This window comes from Wolbachia endosymbiont of Ceratosolen solmsi, assembly GCF_017869155.1.
Lineage (GTDB): Bacteria > Pseudomonadota > Alphaproteobacteria > Rickettsiales > Anaplasmataceae > Wolbachia > Wolbachia pipientis.
Window position 1 is genome coordinate 1,064,739 of sequence record NZ_CP054598.1, and the last position, 15,785, is coordinate 1,080,523.

Annotated in this window: 11 protein-coding genes; 4 read left to right on the forward strand and 7 right to left on the reverse strand. The window is 34.9% G+C overall.

Annotated features, from left to right (window positions below; all coding sequences use genetic code 11):
- Positions 1-265: 265 nt before the first annotated feature.
- From recF to HUB95_RS05205, 3 genes are all read right to left on the reverse strand, one after another.
- The gene (gene recF / locus HUB95_RS05195) at positions 266-1,345 is read right to left on the reverse strand and encodes a DNA replication/repair protein RecF (RefSeq protein WP_015589490.1); all 1,080 of its coding nucleotides are present in this window, start codon (positions 1,343-1,345) and stop codon (positions 266-268) included.
- A gap of 16 nt (positions 1,346-1,361) precedes the next feature.
- Entirely contained in the window at positions 1,362-1,829 is a 468-nt protein-coding gene (bcp, locus tag HUB95_RS05200) for a thioredoxin-dependent thiol peroxidase (RefSeq protein WP_015589489.1), read from the reverse strand.
- 183 nt (positions 1,830-2,012) lie between these two features.
- Positions 2,013-3,440, reverse strand: coding sequence for a sensor histidine kinase (locus HUB95_RS05205; protein WP_197907290.1), 1,428 nt, complete (start codon positions 3,438-3,440; stop codon positions 2,013-2,015).
- Between the two features lie 66 nt (positions 3,441-3,506).
- On the opposite strand from HUB95_RS05205, the gene HUB95_RS05210 reads away from it, so the two are divergent.
- From HUB95_RS05210 to HUB95_RS05225, 4 genes are all read left to right on the forward strand, one after another.
- Complete coding sequence (locus tag HUB95_RS05210; protein ID WP_015589487.1) at positions 3,507-4,682, forward strand: aspartate aminotransferase family protein; 1,176 nt, start codon at positions 3,507-3,509, stop codon at positions 4,680-4,682.
- Positions 4,683-4,697: 15 nt separating this feature from the next.
- A complete protein-coding gene (rimM, locus tag HUB95_RS05215) occupies positions 4,698-5,204 on the forward strand; it encodes a ribosome maturation factor RimM (protein ID WP_015589486.1) in 507 nt (168 codons plus the stop codon).
- A gap of 62 nt (positions 5,205-5,266) precedes the next feature.
- Positions 5,267-5,833, forward strand: coding sequence for an elongation factor P (gene efp, locus HUB95_RS05220; protein WP_012673415.1), 567 nt, complete (start codon positions 5,267-5,269; stop codon positions 5,831-5,833).
- Between the two features lie 8 nt (positions 5,834-5,841).
- The gene (locus HUB95_RS05225) at positions 5,842-6,540 is read left to right on the forward strand and encodes an inositol monophosphatase family protein (RefSeq protein ID WP_015589485.1); all 699 of its coding nucleotides are present in this window, start codon (positions 5,842-5,844) and stop codon (positions 6,538-6,540) included.
- Here HUB95_RS05225 and hemA read toward each other — a convergent pair.
- The 4 genes from hemA to ispH form a co-directional block, all read right to left on the reverse strand.
- Positions 6,532-7,734, reverse strand: a complete 1,203-nt coding sequence (hemA, locus tag HUB95_RS05230; RefSeq protein ID WP_209452382.1) for a 5-aminolevulinate synthase — start codon at positions 7,732-7,734, stop codon at positions 6,532-6,534. The two genes, HUB95_RS05225 and hemA, sit on opposite strands and share 9 nt — an antisense overlap.
- Before the next feature lie 64 nt (positions 7,735-7,798).
- Positions 7,799-11,401: a host RNA manipulator TomO gene (locus HUB95_RS06285; RefSeq protein ID WP_244662751.1), complete on the reverse strand. Its 3,603-nt coding sequence runs from the start codon at positions 11,399-11,401 to the stop codon at positions 7,799-7,801.
- 38 nt (positions 11,402-11,439) lie between these two features.
- Positions 11,440-13,335: a molecular chaperone HtpG gene (gene htpG, locus HUB95_RS05240; protein ID WP_209452542.1), complete on the reverse strand. Its 1,896-nt coding sequence runs from the start codon at positions 13,333-13,335 to the stop codon at positions 11,440-11,442.
- A gap of 1,512 nt (positions 13,336-14,847) precedes the next feature.
- Positions 14,848-15,777: a 4-hydroxy-3-methylbut-2-enyl diphosphate reductase gene (ispH, locus tag HUB95_RS05250; protein ID WP_209452543.1), complete on the reverse strand. Its 930-nt coding sequence runs from the start codon at positions 15,775-15,777 to the stop codon at positions 14,848-14,850.
- Positions 15,778-15,785 lie beyond the last annotated feature (8 nt).

The window sequence follows — 15,785 nt, forward strand, 5'->3', positions numbered from 1 at the left end:
AGAAGTTTTATAAAGACATGAGGTGCACATAGTGCAAAAATTCAGCATGATTTACGCCAAATACATTAAGTTTTTTATCATTAATCCACTGCAGAGATTGCGAAGATAAATAAATAGCTTCAGTTTCATGATAAGGGGACTGGCGAAGTTTGTAAAGTAACTTTTGCATTTAATTTAAAGTAAAAAAAACAGAAATGTTTTGGTTTGAGGTTTAATTGCCGGAATTTACAATTGGGAGTTGCCTGTATGAGCTTTGAAAGAGGTACTATTCATTTGATAATTCAAAAAACTTGAAAGAATAAAGATAGCTATTGAAATTATCTTGATTTACATCAGTTATCCAAGTTTGACATTGAATACTTAACACTTCCTCCATTAACGCCTTTCTGTAATGTTTATCCAGATGAGACATTATATCATCAAGTAGAAGAAGTGGTGCCTTATTGTAATGAATACACCTTGCTTTTACACTGGATAAAATAATAGAAAGCAGTAATAACTTTTGTTCTCCAGTGGAGCACAGATTTATTGGTACGTTTCTTTTTTGACAAAAAACCCGGAAATTATCGTTATGCACACCAAGGGTTACTCTACCAGTCAATGAATCTTTTTCTCTGTTTTCCTTTAGACGATTCTGAAAATATTCTGCAGTATCGTCCAAAGTTAGCTGGCTGCTGAATTTCAAACTTGCCTTCGGAAAAAGCTTACTGGAATGGTTATCAATTGTATCTTGTAATATTTTTAAAACAGACGATCGCATATGTAAAATACTAACTGCATTAACGGCCATTATGTTTTCAAGACTAGAGAACCAGTTTTTGTTCAAAATGTTCTCCCTCAATAGTTTACTTCGCTCATGTTTAGCTTTTCTATATTTCATGTAGCAGCAAGTGTAATTTTCTTCAAACAGTGAAACTATACGGTCTAAAAATTTTAATCTGTCACTTGGAGAATTAAGAAGAACATAGTCCATTTGTGGAATCAGCCATATTACATTGGATATCTTATACAGAGATGAATAACTTGATTGCGTTTTTCCATCAATTTGTATTAGTTTCTTATCAAAACTCTTTGCGATACCAATTGAATTAAAATCCGTTCCATTAAAAAAATCATAGTGCACTACCCAATCTTCATTACTGAATCTATTTTGTATCTCACTGGCTTTTGCTTTTTTCATTCCATTGCTTTTAGCAAGCAACGAGATTGCTTCAAGTATATTAGTTTTACCAATACCATTTTCGCCAGTTATTACAACTGAGCTATCATCTGAATCCAGTTCAAAGTTTGAGTGGCTACGAAAATTATGTAATTTCAGCTTTTTTATGTAGCAATGGGTAGCCATTAACCTATTCTTTAGTTTATATTCTCTTTACTTCTTCCAGAACCTCATCAACATGTCCACTAACTTTTACATTTTTCCAGATCTTCACTATTTTACCTTTTTTATCTATTAAAAAAGTAGTGCGTTCTATTCCCATATACTTTTTGCCAAACATACTTTTCTCTACCCAAACACCATATTTTCCCAACATTTCAGCATTCTCATCAGAAACTAAAGAAAACGGCAGAGAGTATTTTGCTTTGAAGTTAGTGTGGCACTTAACACTATCTTTTGATACACCAATTATCACTGTGTCAAGGGAAGAAAAATCATCTATTTTATCTCTAAAGCCTTTTGCTTCCATCGTACAACCCGGAGTATCGTCTTTAGGATAAAAATAAAGAGCTACATTTTTTTTATCAAAAAATTCACTCAGTGATAAATTTTCACCAGAATCTGTTGGTAAACTAAAATCAGGTGCATTATTTCCTACTACTAACTCCATACCTTGCTCCATTAATAACGCTTCTATCTATAGTAGTATATTGTAGTCAGAGTATCAAATTTTATATATAGCTAACACAGATAAGATTCTTGATAGGGGCTTATTGATAACTGCCTTCTCGGCTTGCCGCTTTTGATAAAGTGTGGTTTTCGTCTGATGTAAGGCCATATCAAATAGATCCTATTAAAAATCAATCGAATCTTCACATGTTTGTTCTTCATAAAAGAAGTTCAATGTTATCGTAGTACCAAGTTTCGCTTCACTTTTAATGTCAAAAGTTCCACCCATTAACTCTACTAATTTCTTGCTTAGCGGTAATCCGATGCCCGTACCTTCGTTTCTATATCCCGAATCTGCTTGGCCAAAAACAGACATAACTTTATATATATCCTGCTGCATTATTCCTATTCCATTGTCATGAAACTCAATGGTTAATAAGTTTTTTTCTATATTTTCTTTTATCACCATTCTTATTAAACCATCTTTAGGAGTAAACTTGATTGAGTTTGATAATAAATTTATTATAACTTGTTTCATTCTCTTGGAATCTGCAATGACTAATAATTGTTTATTAGTCATCTCTTTTTTTAAATTAATCCCTGCTTCTTTTAATTTAGGTAATAGCATATTTACGCATGAATCTATTATTTTGTTCAGGTTAAACTTCACTTTTTCTACTGTTAAACTACTTGATTCAGCTTTAGAAAAATCGAGCACATCATTAATTAAGGCAAGTAAGTGTGTCCCTGCATTATATATATCGTCTGCATACTCCTTGTATTGAGAGTTATCCATTGAACCTAAAGTTTCATTTTTGATCAACTCTGCAAATCCAATAATAGCATTAAGAGGTGTGCGTAATTCATGTGTAACGCTTGCAAAAAACTTTAGCTTGTTTGCATTTTCTTGCTCTAATGCCTCTTTTATCTGCTGTAATTCAATGTTAGTTTTATGTTGCTTGGCCAGCATTTTGGTATTAGAAAAGTGCAAATAGAACATTATTAATATTAAAATTATTAATAATAAGCCTAAAAATATTAAAAATAGGCCATATGCTATAACATAAGAATTATTGTAGCTTCGAAGAATCTTCAAAAAAAACGACGGCTTAGCGCTATTTTCATGGAATATAGGGAAAATAGAAGTTAATGTATTTCCTGTAGTATAAAGTATTTCTTGGTTACTTAATAATTTATCAATTTCATCGTTTGTAAGTAACTGTTCATAATCATAATCTTGAGTGTTAAAATTACTGAATATTATTCTGCCGTTTTGATCATACAGTATTAAGCTGAAATCCTTTACTTTGCTCACTGATTGTAATAATTCAGCACGCAGTTTTACTAGTTGGTTTATGTAGTCAAAATTTTTGTATTTAATGTGATGCTTTTCTATTAGTAAATAATGGTATTTTTTTATTATACCATTTTCTAATACACTTTTTAAGTTTACACTTGAATCACGGTAAGAAGAAAGGAAATTACTCCTTAGTAAATAATTACAATATATCACACTGAATAAAATCATAAAAATTGATGAGAATAATGCGATAACTTTTGTGTATTTGTTTTTTCTCAGTGCAGAAAACATTAATTTACCTATCTTATACATATCCTTACTCATTGCGAAACAACGGCTTTTATGTTATTAATAATAAAATTTAGCATATAATATTTTATGACAATTTCTCCTATTTTGCCAGTTTATTCTCCTATTAACATAAATTTTTCTTATGGTAAAGATATTTACTTGTATGATATTGACGGTAAGCGCTACGTAGATTTTCACTCCGGAATAGCCGTTAGTAGCTTAGGTCACACTAATTCGCGATTAATTAGTGCTCTTAAATTGCAAGGAGAAAAATTATGGCATATATCAAATACCTATAATATACCTGCTGCCAATAATTTTGCAGAAAAATTAATAAACAATAGTTTCGCTGACACTGTATTTTTCTCAAATTCTGGATCAGAGGCAGTAGAATGTGGGCTTAAGATTGCTAGGGTCTATCAAAACGGAAAAGGCAATAAAAACCGTCACAGAATTTTAACATTCCATGGTGCATTTCATGGAAGAACCTTCCTAACTTGTGCTGCAAACGATAAACAGAAATTTTCTGAATTACTGAGTCCATGTATTGATTGGTGTGATAATATCGAGCCCAATATTGAGAGTGTAAAGAAAGCAATTTCAAGTGATATAGGCGTTATATTAATAGAACCAATACAAGGGCAAGGTGGTATCAAAGTAATGAATGAAGTCTTTATGAAAGAACTAAGAAAGCTGTGTGATGAAAATGACATATTGTTATTTTTTGATTGCGTGCAATGCGGTGCTGGTAGGACAGGAAAATTATTTGCATACGAACATATAGGAGTGGAACCTGATATATGTGCTCTTGCAAAGGGAATAGGCGGCGGGTTTCCGCTAGGGGCTTGTCTTGCGACTGAAAATGCTGCTAAATACATGGCAGTTGGTATGCACGGTTCCACTTTTGGTGGCAATCCGCTTGCAACCTCAGTAGGTAATGCTGTGTTCGAAGAATTGCTCAGTCCTGGCTTTTTGAAAAATGTTGAAATTAGAGGTAAGTATTTAAAAAATAAATTAGAAGACTTAGCAAGTAAATTTCCAATAATAGAAGAAGTGAGAGGGAAAGGGTTAATGCTTGGAATAAAAGTGAAAGCAGACAATCAAAAATTTGCAGAAGAGTTAAGTCATCGTGGTTTACTCACTGTTGGAGTAACATCAGATAACGTTGTGAGAATTTTACCTCCACTAATTATCACTGAAAAAGAGATTGATGAAGGAATTGAGATTCTGGCTCAATATTTATCTGAGAAATCTTCTGATTAGATGCTTGATATTAATATGAACGACAATCTGGTATGCTTAGGAATTATTACCTCTCCTCACGGAATTAAAGGAGCTGTTAAATTAAAAACTTTCACCGAAAAGCCCAAAAATATCTCCTTATATGGTGAGCTAATAAGTGGTGATGAGAATTATAAAATAGACTCAGTATCCATCATAGGTGATAATTTAGTAATAGCTACAATAAGTGGAGTAAATTCCCGTAATGAAGCAGAGCTTTTGAGGAATAAGAAGCTATATATAGAAAGAAGCAAGTTACCAGAGCTAAATGATGAGGATGAATTTTATCAAAGTGACCTTGTAGATATGGAAGTAAGGCTGGAAAGTAATGAATTATATGGCAATGTAAAATCTGTGTATAATTTTGGCTCAGGGGATATATTAGAAATTTTAGTTATCAGCACAAAAAAACGTATTATGCTGTCTTTCACTAAAGAGATATTTCCACATATAAATATAAAGGGGAGGTATATAGTATTAAATATACCAGAATTTATTGACTAATAAAGACTTTGATATTTATATAAAGCTATTTATAATTATAAGATCAAATTGAAAATGTAATTATGGCAGAAAGAGCTAACGATATCAGACCAGGTCAGGTGTTGGAACATAACGGCGGATTATTTTTGGTTGTAGGTATTATGCATACTCAACCTGGTAAAGGTGGTGCATACATACAAGCCGAAATGAAAAACATCAAAACCGGAGCAAAACACTATGAAAGATTTCGTTCTGATGCAACAATCAGAAGGGCAATTTTAGATGAAGAGGAATATGTTTACCTTTTCACTGAAGGAAACATTGTAAATCTTATGCATCCAAGTAATTACGAGCAAATCACTATAAATTTGGACTTATTGGGAGAAAAAAAAATTTATTTACAGGATAACATGAAAATTAAAGTTGTAGCTTATCAAGACAAAATAATTTCTGCGCATGTGCCTGATTATGTTACACTTGCTGTGAAAGAAACAGAGTCTGTTATTAAAGGACAAACTGCTACTGCTTCTTATAAGCCTGCAATTTTGGAAAACGGAATGCGCGTTAACGTGCCTCAGTTTATAAAAGAAGAGGATAAAATTGTAGTATATACTCCAGATGACAGCTATTATGAAAGAGTGAAAGAGTAAAAAGAAGAATGTCCATCTCATCACCACGAATTAATGTGATGCTTGATTCTGTGCGTAGTGCTTCCAGGCAGCTTATGCGCGATTTTAATGAATTACAAATCTCTAATGTTAAATCAGCAGACTTTATCAATAAAACTTATTCAAAATCCAAGCAAACCATATACGATTGCTTGCACGACTACAAACGAGACTATGGGTTTATTTCCGAAGATGATACTGATCAAGAAGTAAAAGATGACACTTATACCTGGTTTATTATGCCTATAGAGGGCAGGGAGAACTTTTCCAGTTGTATGGTTTATTTTGCAGTATCAGTCTGTCTCATTCATAAAAATAAAGTTGTGGCGGCTGTAATTGATGCTCCGGCTCTTAGAGAAACTTTTTGGGCAGAAGAAAAGAAAGGTGCTTTTCTTGAGGACTTTAGATCTCGTCATATAAAAATGCGGGTGAAAAGCCGTGAAGGGGGTCTAATAGATGTAAGTGGTAATTTGTTAAATAAATTGCTGCCTGGCAATAGTAGTGTACGCTCCATCGGTTCAACAATTTTAGGCTTTGCATACCTTGCGGCAGGAAGGCACAGAGGAATAGTTTACTCTAGAGTTAACAAATATAAAACCTTGCTCGGTAGACTTTTTCTACAAGAAAGCGGTGGAAGGCTAACGGAAGACAACGGATTGATTATTGCTGGCGATATTAAATTAGGATAAACAAGCTACAGAGATAGACAACTTTTCGAGAACTTTTACAAGAGATTCTGTCAAATGTTCTATCATTTCATCGGTATGATAAGGTGTAGGGGTAATACGGAAACGCTCAGTTCCTCTTGGAACTGTCGGGTAATTTATATGTTGAACGTATATTCCATACTCATCAAATAATAATTTTGATGCTTTTTTGGATAACTCTGGGTCGCCAATTATTATTGGAATTATATAAGTTTCTGTTAAAATGAAGTTAATTCCTGCATTTCTCAGTGAGTTTTTTACTTTTTCAACGACTTGCTTTTGCTTTTCCCTTTCAATGTTGCTTGATTTTAGGTGTTCAACGCTTGCCTTTGCTGCCGCTGCTAAAACAGGCGACATAGCAGTGGTAAAAATAAATCCTGGAGCGGAACTTCTTATTACATCTACCAAGCTCTTTGAAGACGCGATATACCCACCCATCACTCCAAAAGCCTTCGATAGTGTACCTTGAATAACGGTTATTCTATCCATCAGGCCTTCTCTTTCTGCAATTCCACCACCATGTGAACCATACATACCAACTGCGTGCACCTCATCCAAATAGGTAATTGCATTATGTTGATCTGCCAGGTCGCATATTTCTTTAAGCGGAGCTACATCACCATCCATTGAATATACGGATTCAAGTACTATGATTTTTGGTGTCTTTTTGTCTATAGACTTAAGTAGCTGCTCTAGATGATTAACATCATTGTGTTTAAATATATGTTTTGGCCTTTTTCCTGATTTTATGCCTTCTATCATCGAAGAATGGTTCTTCTCGTCTGAAAAAATTACTACGCCCGGAATAACAGACGATAAAGTGCTAAGTGTTGTCTGGTTAGCGAGGTAGCCACAAGCAAAAGTTAAAGCAGCCTCTTTTTTATGCAAACAAGCTAAGGATTTTTCAAGTTCGACAACCTCTTTTGTTGTACCAGATATATTTCTTGTTCCTCCAGCACCAACAGATGAATTTTGGATAGCGGCAATTACACTCTCATTTTGTGACATTCCCAAATAGTTATTACTGCACCAGACGATTACTTCCCTATTTCTTTCATAGTCCATAATGTGGGGGAGCCTACCTGGCAATGACGCAAAGTGCGTAAATTCACGGTAGCGCCCCTCATCTTTTATATCTTTTATTTTATTCAAGAATATTTCTTCGTAGTTTACCAAGTCCTTATTTACCGATAATTAACATAATTATAATAAATTATTAAATGGTAAACTACAATATTTATTATACAGATACGGTAGTAGATGCTTCCTTCGTGTTGAAAGGTTTGTCAACCTTGTTGTTTTCAACTTGGCTTTTAGGTGTACAGCAGTATATAACTGCAGCAGCAACCAGACAACAAGCTCCAACTGCTATTCCTACCGCTAACATTTCCAAGTAAACTGCAACAGCCACCCCTGAAATAATACCAGCTATTGCAAGTGCAGAAGCAGCTATAACAGGCAGCTTACTACTTTTTGTATTTTGTGGAATAGCATTATTTTTGCCTGAATTATTAGGCAACCCGCCATTGGTTTGAGTATCATTCACCTGCTCAGATTTGTTGTTAGCTACTGAAGGCACTGGTTCTGGTGTTGGCACTGGATTCGGTGTTGGTGTTAGATTCGGTGTTGGCACCAGCGTAGGTGTTAGAATTGGATCTTGTGTTAGATCCGGTGTCAGTCCTGGCGTTGGCGCCGGCGTAGGTGTTGGAATTGGATTCGGTGTTGGTGTTAGGTTCGGCGTTGGCACCGGTGTAGGTGTTGGAATTGGATTCGGTTCTTGCTGCCTGGTGGTAGTTTGAGTACCATCTTCTTGTCCAGGGATTTCGTTAGTTGATGTAGGTACTGGATCTCCTAGAGGACTATTGCCATCATCACTTGAAAAATCTATTAAATCTTTTTCTAGTGCATCATCTTGGTGCTCTTTAGACACGATTTTATCATGCTCACCATCACTCACAAGACTACGTGCTTCTTCAGGCGTAGTTACTGCTGCATTAGCAGAGGCTTCTGTACCTTCAACATCACCACTCGCAGAACTCTGTGGTGAAAGTGGTGGTGAACCTTGTTGATCACCTTTACTTTCAGACTCTACCGGTTGAACAGGAGTTTGTTTATCCTCACCATCAATTGATAACACGGTAGCACTTTTACTTTGAAGAACAAGAGCGTCCTGTGTACTTAAACTTTCAATATCATCCGTTTGTTCTGGAACTGGAGTCTCAGAAACTTTTTGTTGCTCTTGAGTATTAGAAGGCTGTGCCTTAAGTTTTGCACTTTCTTCTGGTACATGTTCAGCAGGTTGAGCATGAGCTTGTTTTTTCTCATCATCAATATTAACAGGAGCTTCGTGACTACTTGTAGTAGCGCTAACATCAGTTACTGATGATACAGCAGCCTTAGCATCAGTTCCAATGCTTTTGATCTTTTTTTCAAGAAAATCTCTAGTTTTTAAGAGTGTGTTTCTCTGATCAATGCATCTTTGCTTCTTAGTAGTACCTGGATTGATAATGTTCTTCTCCTCCTCCTTCTTCTTTTGAATTTCAGCATTTACTTTGTCTATGATACTCTTCAAAATAGGTTCATCTTTTATATTATTCCTTTTTAAGTAACTCTCCATCGTCTTAGGAATGTAGATAGCATTCAACAATTTCTGCTCTGTGCTGTTTTTATTTCTAGACATTTTCTGCTTTGTACTTTTTTTATCTCTAGACATTTTACCCCCCCTATAATCATTATCTATAGCTTCTTCTATTGAAGCCTCTTCATTGTTCATAATATTTTCTCGTCTGTCCACATTTTCTTGTGGTTGTTGACTGCCAGTACTTTCAAGTCCTGGATTTTCTGATAGAATGTCACTTGTTATAACTGGAATTTCTAATTCATCTGCAACGTTATTACTTCTTTTTCGTATTATAAAAGTTCCAGGAGTTTGGCACATTTCATCCCACAAATCTTGACGTTCATGACAGGAATATTTTTGCACATCAATAGAAAATTGCAGAATATTTCTAATTTGCATTAAACTGAATATTAGATCAATATTCTTTTGACGTTTATTGTCTTTTGGATCTTTAGTGTATTCATCATACACTATGCAAGCAGTCTGAACTAATCCATTTACAATACCTGGAAGACGGCTGTTATATTCACGTAAAGCTTCAGATTGCAATAATTTGTTTTCCTTTTCCAGATCTTCTATGCGCTTTTCTATGCTAGATTTAAAAATCTTACACTCCTCTCGAAAAATTATGTTAATTGCATCAATTTCTGTGCATAAGTAACATACTTCCTTGACTAAGGAGTAATCTTCTTGGCCTATTGAGTAGTGTGTTGCATTTTTCAGTATATTCTGTATGAACGGCCTAATCACTTGCTCATTATGTGATACGTTTTGATGGATTTCTTTAGTGTAAAAAAGCACCTCGACTATAACGTCTGTGTTTGTGTATTCAACATTAGACAATGCAATGAGGATTGATTCGTGTATGTTATCAAATTCGTTATTTTTAAATTTTTGATTGAGATAGCCGATAACATCATTGCTGCATTTAGCACATTTTTCACACAAGTGCTCGATAAATGCAATATTACCAGCATCCAATGCAGTTTTCAGAATTAAATCATAAATTTCTTTTCTGCCACGAGCTCCTATGTTTTTCAGGATTTGTTGCCTTAGTATTGTAATAACTTTATCATCTGTAAATGCTTGTTTATATACATCGTAAATGGCATGATCTGCACTATTAGTGTATCGTTTGCACAAGTATTCAATGACAGATATGTGTTCTTGACTTATCGCAGTTTCTAACAAGGTAGCAAAGCTCTTTTTTAATAACTCTTCTGTTGAGGCTTTTTTAGTTAGCTCATTAATATATCTTTCAAATGCATCCAGCACTATCGTGATGAATTCTTCATTTTTGATCAGAGACGCTGTTTCAAGCACACCATACAAAGGATCAGGTTTACTTGTTTTTAACACCTGTCCAAAATCTCTTAAAACGTATTCGACAAAAACTGCATTTAATAATTCTTGCTCTTTTCTTAATGCTGTAGCTGAGAAGAAGTCAATCTTATTAGGTTCGACAAGTTGTATAGCTTGACCTTTTAATCTTCCGTAAACTCCATCGTTACCATGGAATTTTTCTATAAAAGCTTCAATATATTTTTGATTACCAACAAGGAGAGGTAAAAGACTTAAGTTTTCTTCAGCAAAAAGAAAATCCTGATATTGCTCTACTAGCTTGTCATTAGCTGCAATTGCCAATAGTACCAATTCTTTTACTGAATAATCATACTTGAAACCCTCTTGATCAAATTTATATTGTGATAGTACATTTGAATATATATGTTGATGGTTGCTTCTGTTTTGTAACTCCAAATTAAGTTGATTTGAACAGAAATCTTTGAGATTTTCATTATCCAGCGTAATAGACCTACCTTCATAATCTTCAATATTTTGTACAACCTTGTCTAATTCTTCACAATTATCTTCTTGTATAGCTTGATTTAAGATATTTATAATCTCAGCAAAAGTTAAGTTTTTAGGAATGATACCATATGAATCTTCATCTTTTAACTCTACAGTAAACGACCTATCACAACCATCAGGAAAGTTTGCAAGTATTGCATTCTCTAAACTTAGATCTTCAGGGGATGTACTACATGGAGTAGCTGGTATCTCTTGACTTTCGCTATCTAAAACTTCAAACTCTTCTTCAATACCTGAATCTTCAGAATCTGGTTTTTCAAAACCATGCCAACTTTTGATTAATCTTTCAGAATTTGATTGGCCCTGTGAAGTTGTATCTTGTGATACAAAGTCTCTAAAATTGGAACCAAACATGTTTTACCTCCTAACTAGCAGCTAAGCTAAGTATAGCATTAAACAGAAATCTTGCCAAGCAAATTATTCAGTCTCTTAGCAAAGCTGCTCGCGTCATCCATCTCTTCGCCTTCCACGATGCAAGCTTGGTAAAACAATAAGTGAACCATGTCCTCCAATGTTGGGTTTTCACCACTTTCAGCATAAGATTTCATTATACTCTTTATTACAGGATGCTTAGTGTTAATTTCAAGCACCTTTGGCGTGCGGTAATTTAGCTGCTTTTGTTCACGCAAAAAACGCTCCGTGCGAAGATCCATAGCACCTTCATCAACCGCTAGGCATACGGGACTATCAGTCAATTTTTTGGAAATTTTTACGCTTTTTACTGAATCTCCAAGCACTGTGGTAAAATATTGCAGTATAGTTTCCTCAGTTTTTTCTCCATTTGATTTATTTTCTTCATCTGTCTTATCTTCTTCTGAAGAGAATTTTTCCAAATCAACATCTGCACGGGTTACAGACTTGATTTTCTGATCTTTGTATTCATGAATTACACTAGTCCAAAAGTCATCAACTAGATCAACAAATAGGAGCACTTCTAGTCCTTTACTGACGAATCCCTCAAGTTGCGGACTGTTTTTCACTGAATCGAGGCTATTTCCGGTGAGATAATAGATATGTTCCTGCTCAGGCTTCATTCTGCTTATATAATCATCAATGCTGATCAACTTCTCATCACCGGTGCTATTAAATCTGCAAATTGAGAGCAGCGCTTCTCTCTCATCAGTTGGCATAGCTTCGCAAAGACCTTCCTTTAAAACTGCACCAAAATTGGTCCAGAATTTTGTGTACTCCTCTAAATTCTCTTTTGCCTTTTTACCGAGCTCTGATATCGCGCGTTTAGTGAGGGATTTCCTGATTTGCTCAACAACACGATTATTCTGCAACGTTTCTCTGCTGATATTAAGAGGTAAGTCCGGTGAATCAACAATACCTTTCAAGAAACGTAAATACTGCGGTATGATCTGTACATTATCTTCAGTGATAAATACTTTATTTACATATAACTTAACAGAGCAACGTCTATCTGGATGGAATAAATCAAAAGGTTTTATAGAAGGAACATAAAGCAAATTTGTATATTCTATTGCACCTTCATTTTTATTATGCAATATCATCCAGGGCTCCCCGCCAACGTGGGCAACACTGCGGAAAAAATCGTTGTGCTCCTCTTGAGTAACGTCATTTTTTGGCTTAGTCCAAATTGCAGCCTTACTGTTTAACTTTTCACTTTTTCCTTCTTCGTCTATAAATTCAACAGGAAAATTTATGTGATCAGAGTAAGTAGTGACAATATTTTCAACACGAAATTTATCTAAAAACTCGTTTTCTTCAGGATGCATAATGAGCGTAATTTTGGTTCCGCGAGGGACTTGATTATCTGACTTGCTGATTGAATATTCCCCATCTCCTTTGGATTGCCAGATCCAAGACTCCTCTTCTCCAGCTTTTCTCGATTCTACTATTACTTCTGATGCAACCATAAAGCTTGAGTAAAAACCAACACCAAACTTCCCAATCAGCTCCACAGTTTGGCTTGAATCCTTGCTATTCTTAATCGCATCCAAGAACTTTTGCGTACCAGAGCTTGCAATTGTACCAAGATTGTCTATTAAATCCTGTCTATTCATTCCAATGCCATTATCAGTGATATATAGCTCGTTCTTATCTTTATTGGAGCTGATAGTGATTTTTAATTCGTCACTCAAATCTAGCAAATTAGGGTTTAGTTGAGATTCATAGCGCAACTTATCACATGCATCTGATGCATTTGATATTAATTCACGCAGAAAAATGTCTTTATTGGTGTAAAGTGAATGAATCACTATATTCAGTACTTTCCCTACCTCAGCGTCAAATTTTAAATTTTCAGTTTCTTGTACATTATGCATTTTGAGCTCCATTATTTGCCTACTACCCTAATAATTTAAGTATTGAATCACGATCTTTCAAGGTCACGTACACCAAAATTAATGTGGGTGTAGTTATTATAACACCCAATTTATGGGATCTCTTGCATAACAAACTTTTGGCAGCGCATTGGATGAAACGAAAAACTTCCTTGACACCCTTCGCCAGCCCCCTTATCATGAAACTGAAGCTATTTATTTATCTTCGCAATCTCTGCAGTGGATTAATGACAAAAAAACTTAATGTATTTGGCGTAAATCATGCTTAATTTTTTGCACTATGTGCACCTCATGTCTTTATCAAATTTCTAGCTACACAAGCTGAAATACGCTATTTAAAACATCAAAAAACGCCAACTTAAAAAATGGATAGTGAATAATTAGCTACCCTAGGGTTTCTTTGCCTTTTTTTCTGCTTAGTAAATTTCTTAACATTTATAATTTAGATTAGTTGCGGCTTAAAAGCGGCTGAGTCAAGGTTATTAAGCGTTTAGAATAAAAAAACGCCATACTTGAAAGTATAATGTAAGTAACTAGCCAACCATCGGGCTTTTTTTGCCTTTTTTTTCGCTTGGTAAATTTTTTAATACTTAGATTAGTTGCAATTTAAGAGACCAGAAATGGTCAGTGCTTGGCACTGGAATAACGTCCTCCTTTGTTATCCCAGTGCCCAGACACTGGGATCCAGGAAACTTAATTGCAAGTAATGCATTAGATTTGGTGAGTATGGGTTTTATGTTATAGAATGAAACACTTTTGGTGAATTTGTAAAGAAAACTGGATCCCAGTGTTTGGGCACTGGGATGACAGCAGTCCTACGTCATACCGCCGCGAACCGTCATACCGCCGCGGTATCTCTTAGCCGCTAACACGTAGCGGGATGACGGTTGTCGTTTAGCTATAAATATTTAAGAAATTTACTAAATGAAAAAAAAGGCAAAAGAAGCCCTGGGGTTATTATCCGCTTTAAAATATTGGCGTTTTTTATGTTTTAAACACTTGACAAGCAAGATTTAGCTGCTTTTAATTGCAACTAACTTACGCTGCAAATGTTTAAGAAATTTACTAAGCAGAAAAAAAGACAAAGAATCCCCGAGTTAGCTAGTCTTTTACTATCTCTGTCGAGTATTGGCATTTTTTGATGTCTTGTAACGCTTTATAAGCGCGTTCAGCTTATTTAGATAAAAATCTAGATGTAGATGAAGTTTTGTAAAGACATACAGTATCTATATACTGCAAAAAATTGAACATAAGACGCCGATACATTAAGTAATCCTTACCTTTTAATCTGCAGATTGGCGAAAGCAAATACAATAGCTTCAGTTTCATGATAAGAGTGCTGGCGGAGTTTGTCAAGGAAGTTTTTTTGTTTCTATTCCCAATAAAAGTTTGTTATATGGTTATGCAAGAAGTCTAATGAATCGCGGCATGACGTCTTAGCTATAGATGCTGGTCTGTGTGATTTCAAGAGAAGCTTAGTAGATAAGTTGTGTTTTAAACCAGATTCGCTATTTTAAACTGAACATTTTCAATAATACCACCTGGCATAACTGAAATTTTTACACTCAGGTTTACTTTTAGGTAGTCCATTAATTCATCAACTAATATGTCAGGAGCGGAAGCACCTGCAGTGATTCCTATCTTTTCTACGCCCTGGAACCAGCTTTTATTTACACATCTGTAATTATCAATCAAGTAGGCTCTTTTTTCTCTAGCAGTGCACAGATCTAATAAGCGGTTTGAATTTGAGCTATTTTTACTTCCTACAACTAATACCATGTCTACAATTTCAGCTAGCTTTTTAACAGCATTTTGTCTGTTTTGCGTTGCATAGCATATGTCCTTTAAATATGGACCTGTTATGCTTGGAAACCTGAGCTTCAGGGCAACAATAATTTCATGGGTATCGTCGATGCTTAACGTGGTTTGTGTAACATAAGACAAATTATCTGGATCTTTAACCTTTAAATCATATACATCCTGCAAAGTTTGCACTAAAGTGATAGGATTGTTTACTCTTCCCCTAATTCCCTTGACTTCTGGATGGTTTTCATGCCCAATGAGAATTAATTCTTTACCACTGTTTTCATACCTTTTTGCTTCTTTATGCACTTTGCTAACTAAAGGACATGTTGCATCAATCACTTGAATACCCTTTCTTTTTGCCTCATCTTCTATATTTTTTGATACTCCGTGCGCGCTGAAGATCAGTATTCCTTCATTATCTTCAATTTCCTCGATACTGCTTACAAAAACCACTCCTTGTTTCTTAAAGTCCTCTACTATATATTTATTGTGAACAATTTCGTGCAGCACATAAACTTGGCGCTCGTTTTTATATTTTTCTAAAGTAATAGCTAATATGTCCACAGCTCTTTTTACCCCGGCACAAAAACCTCGTGGTTCAGCTAAGATGATTTCCATTTTTGTCA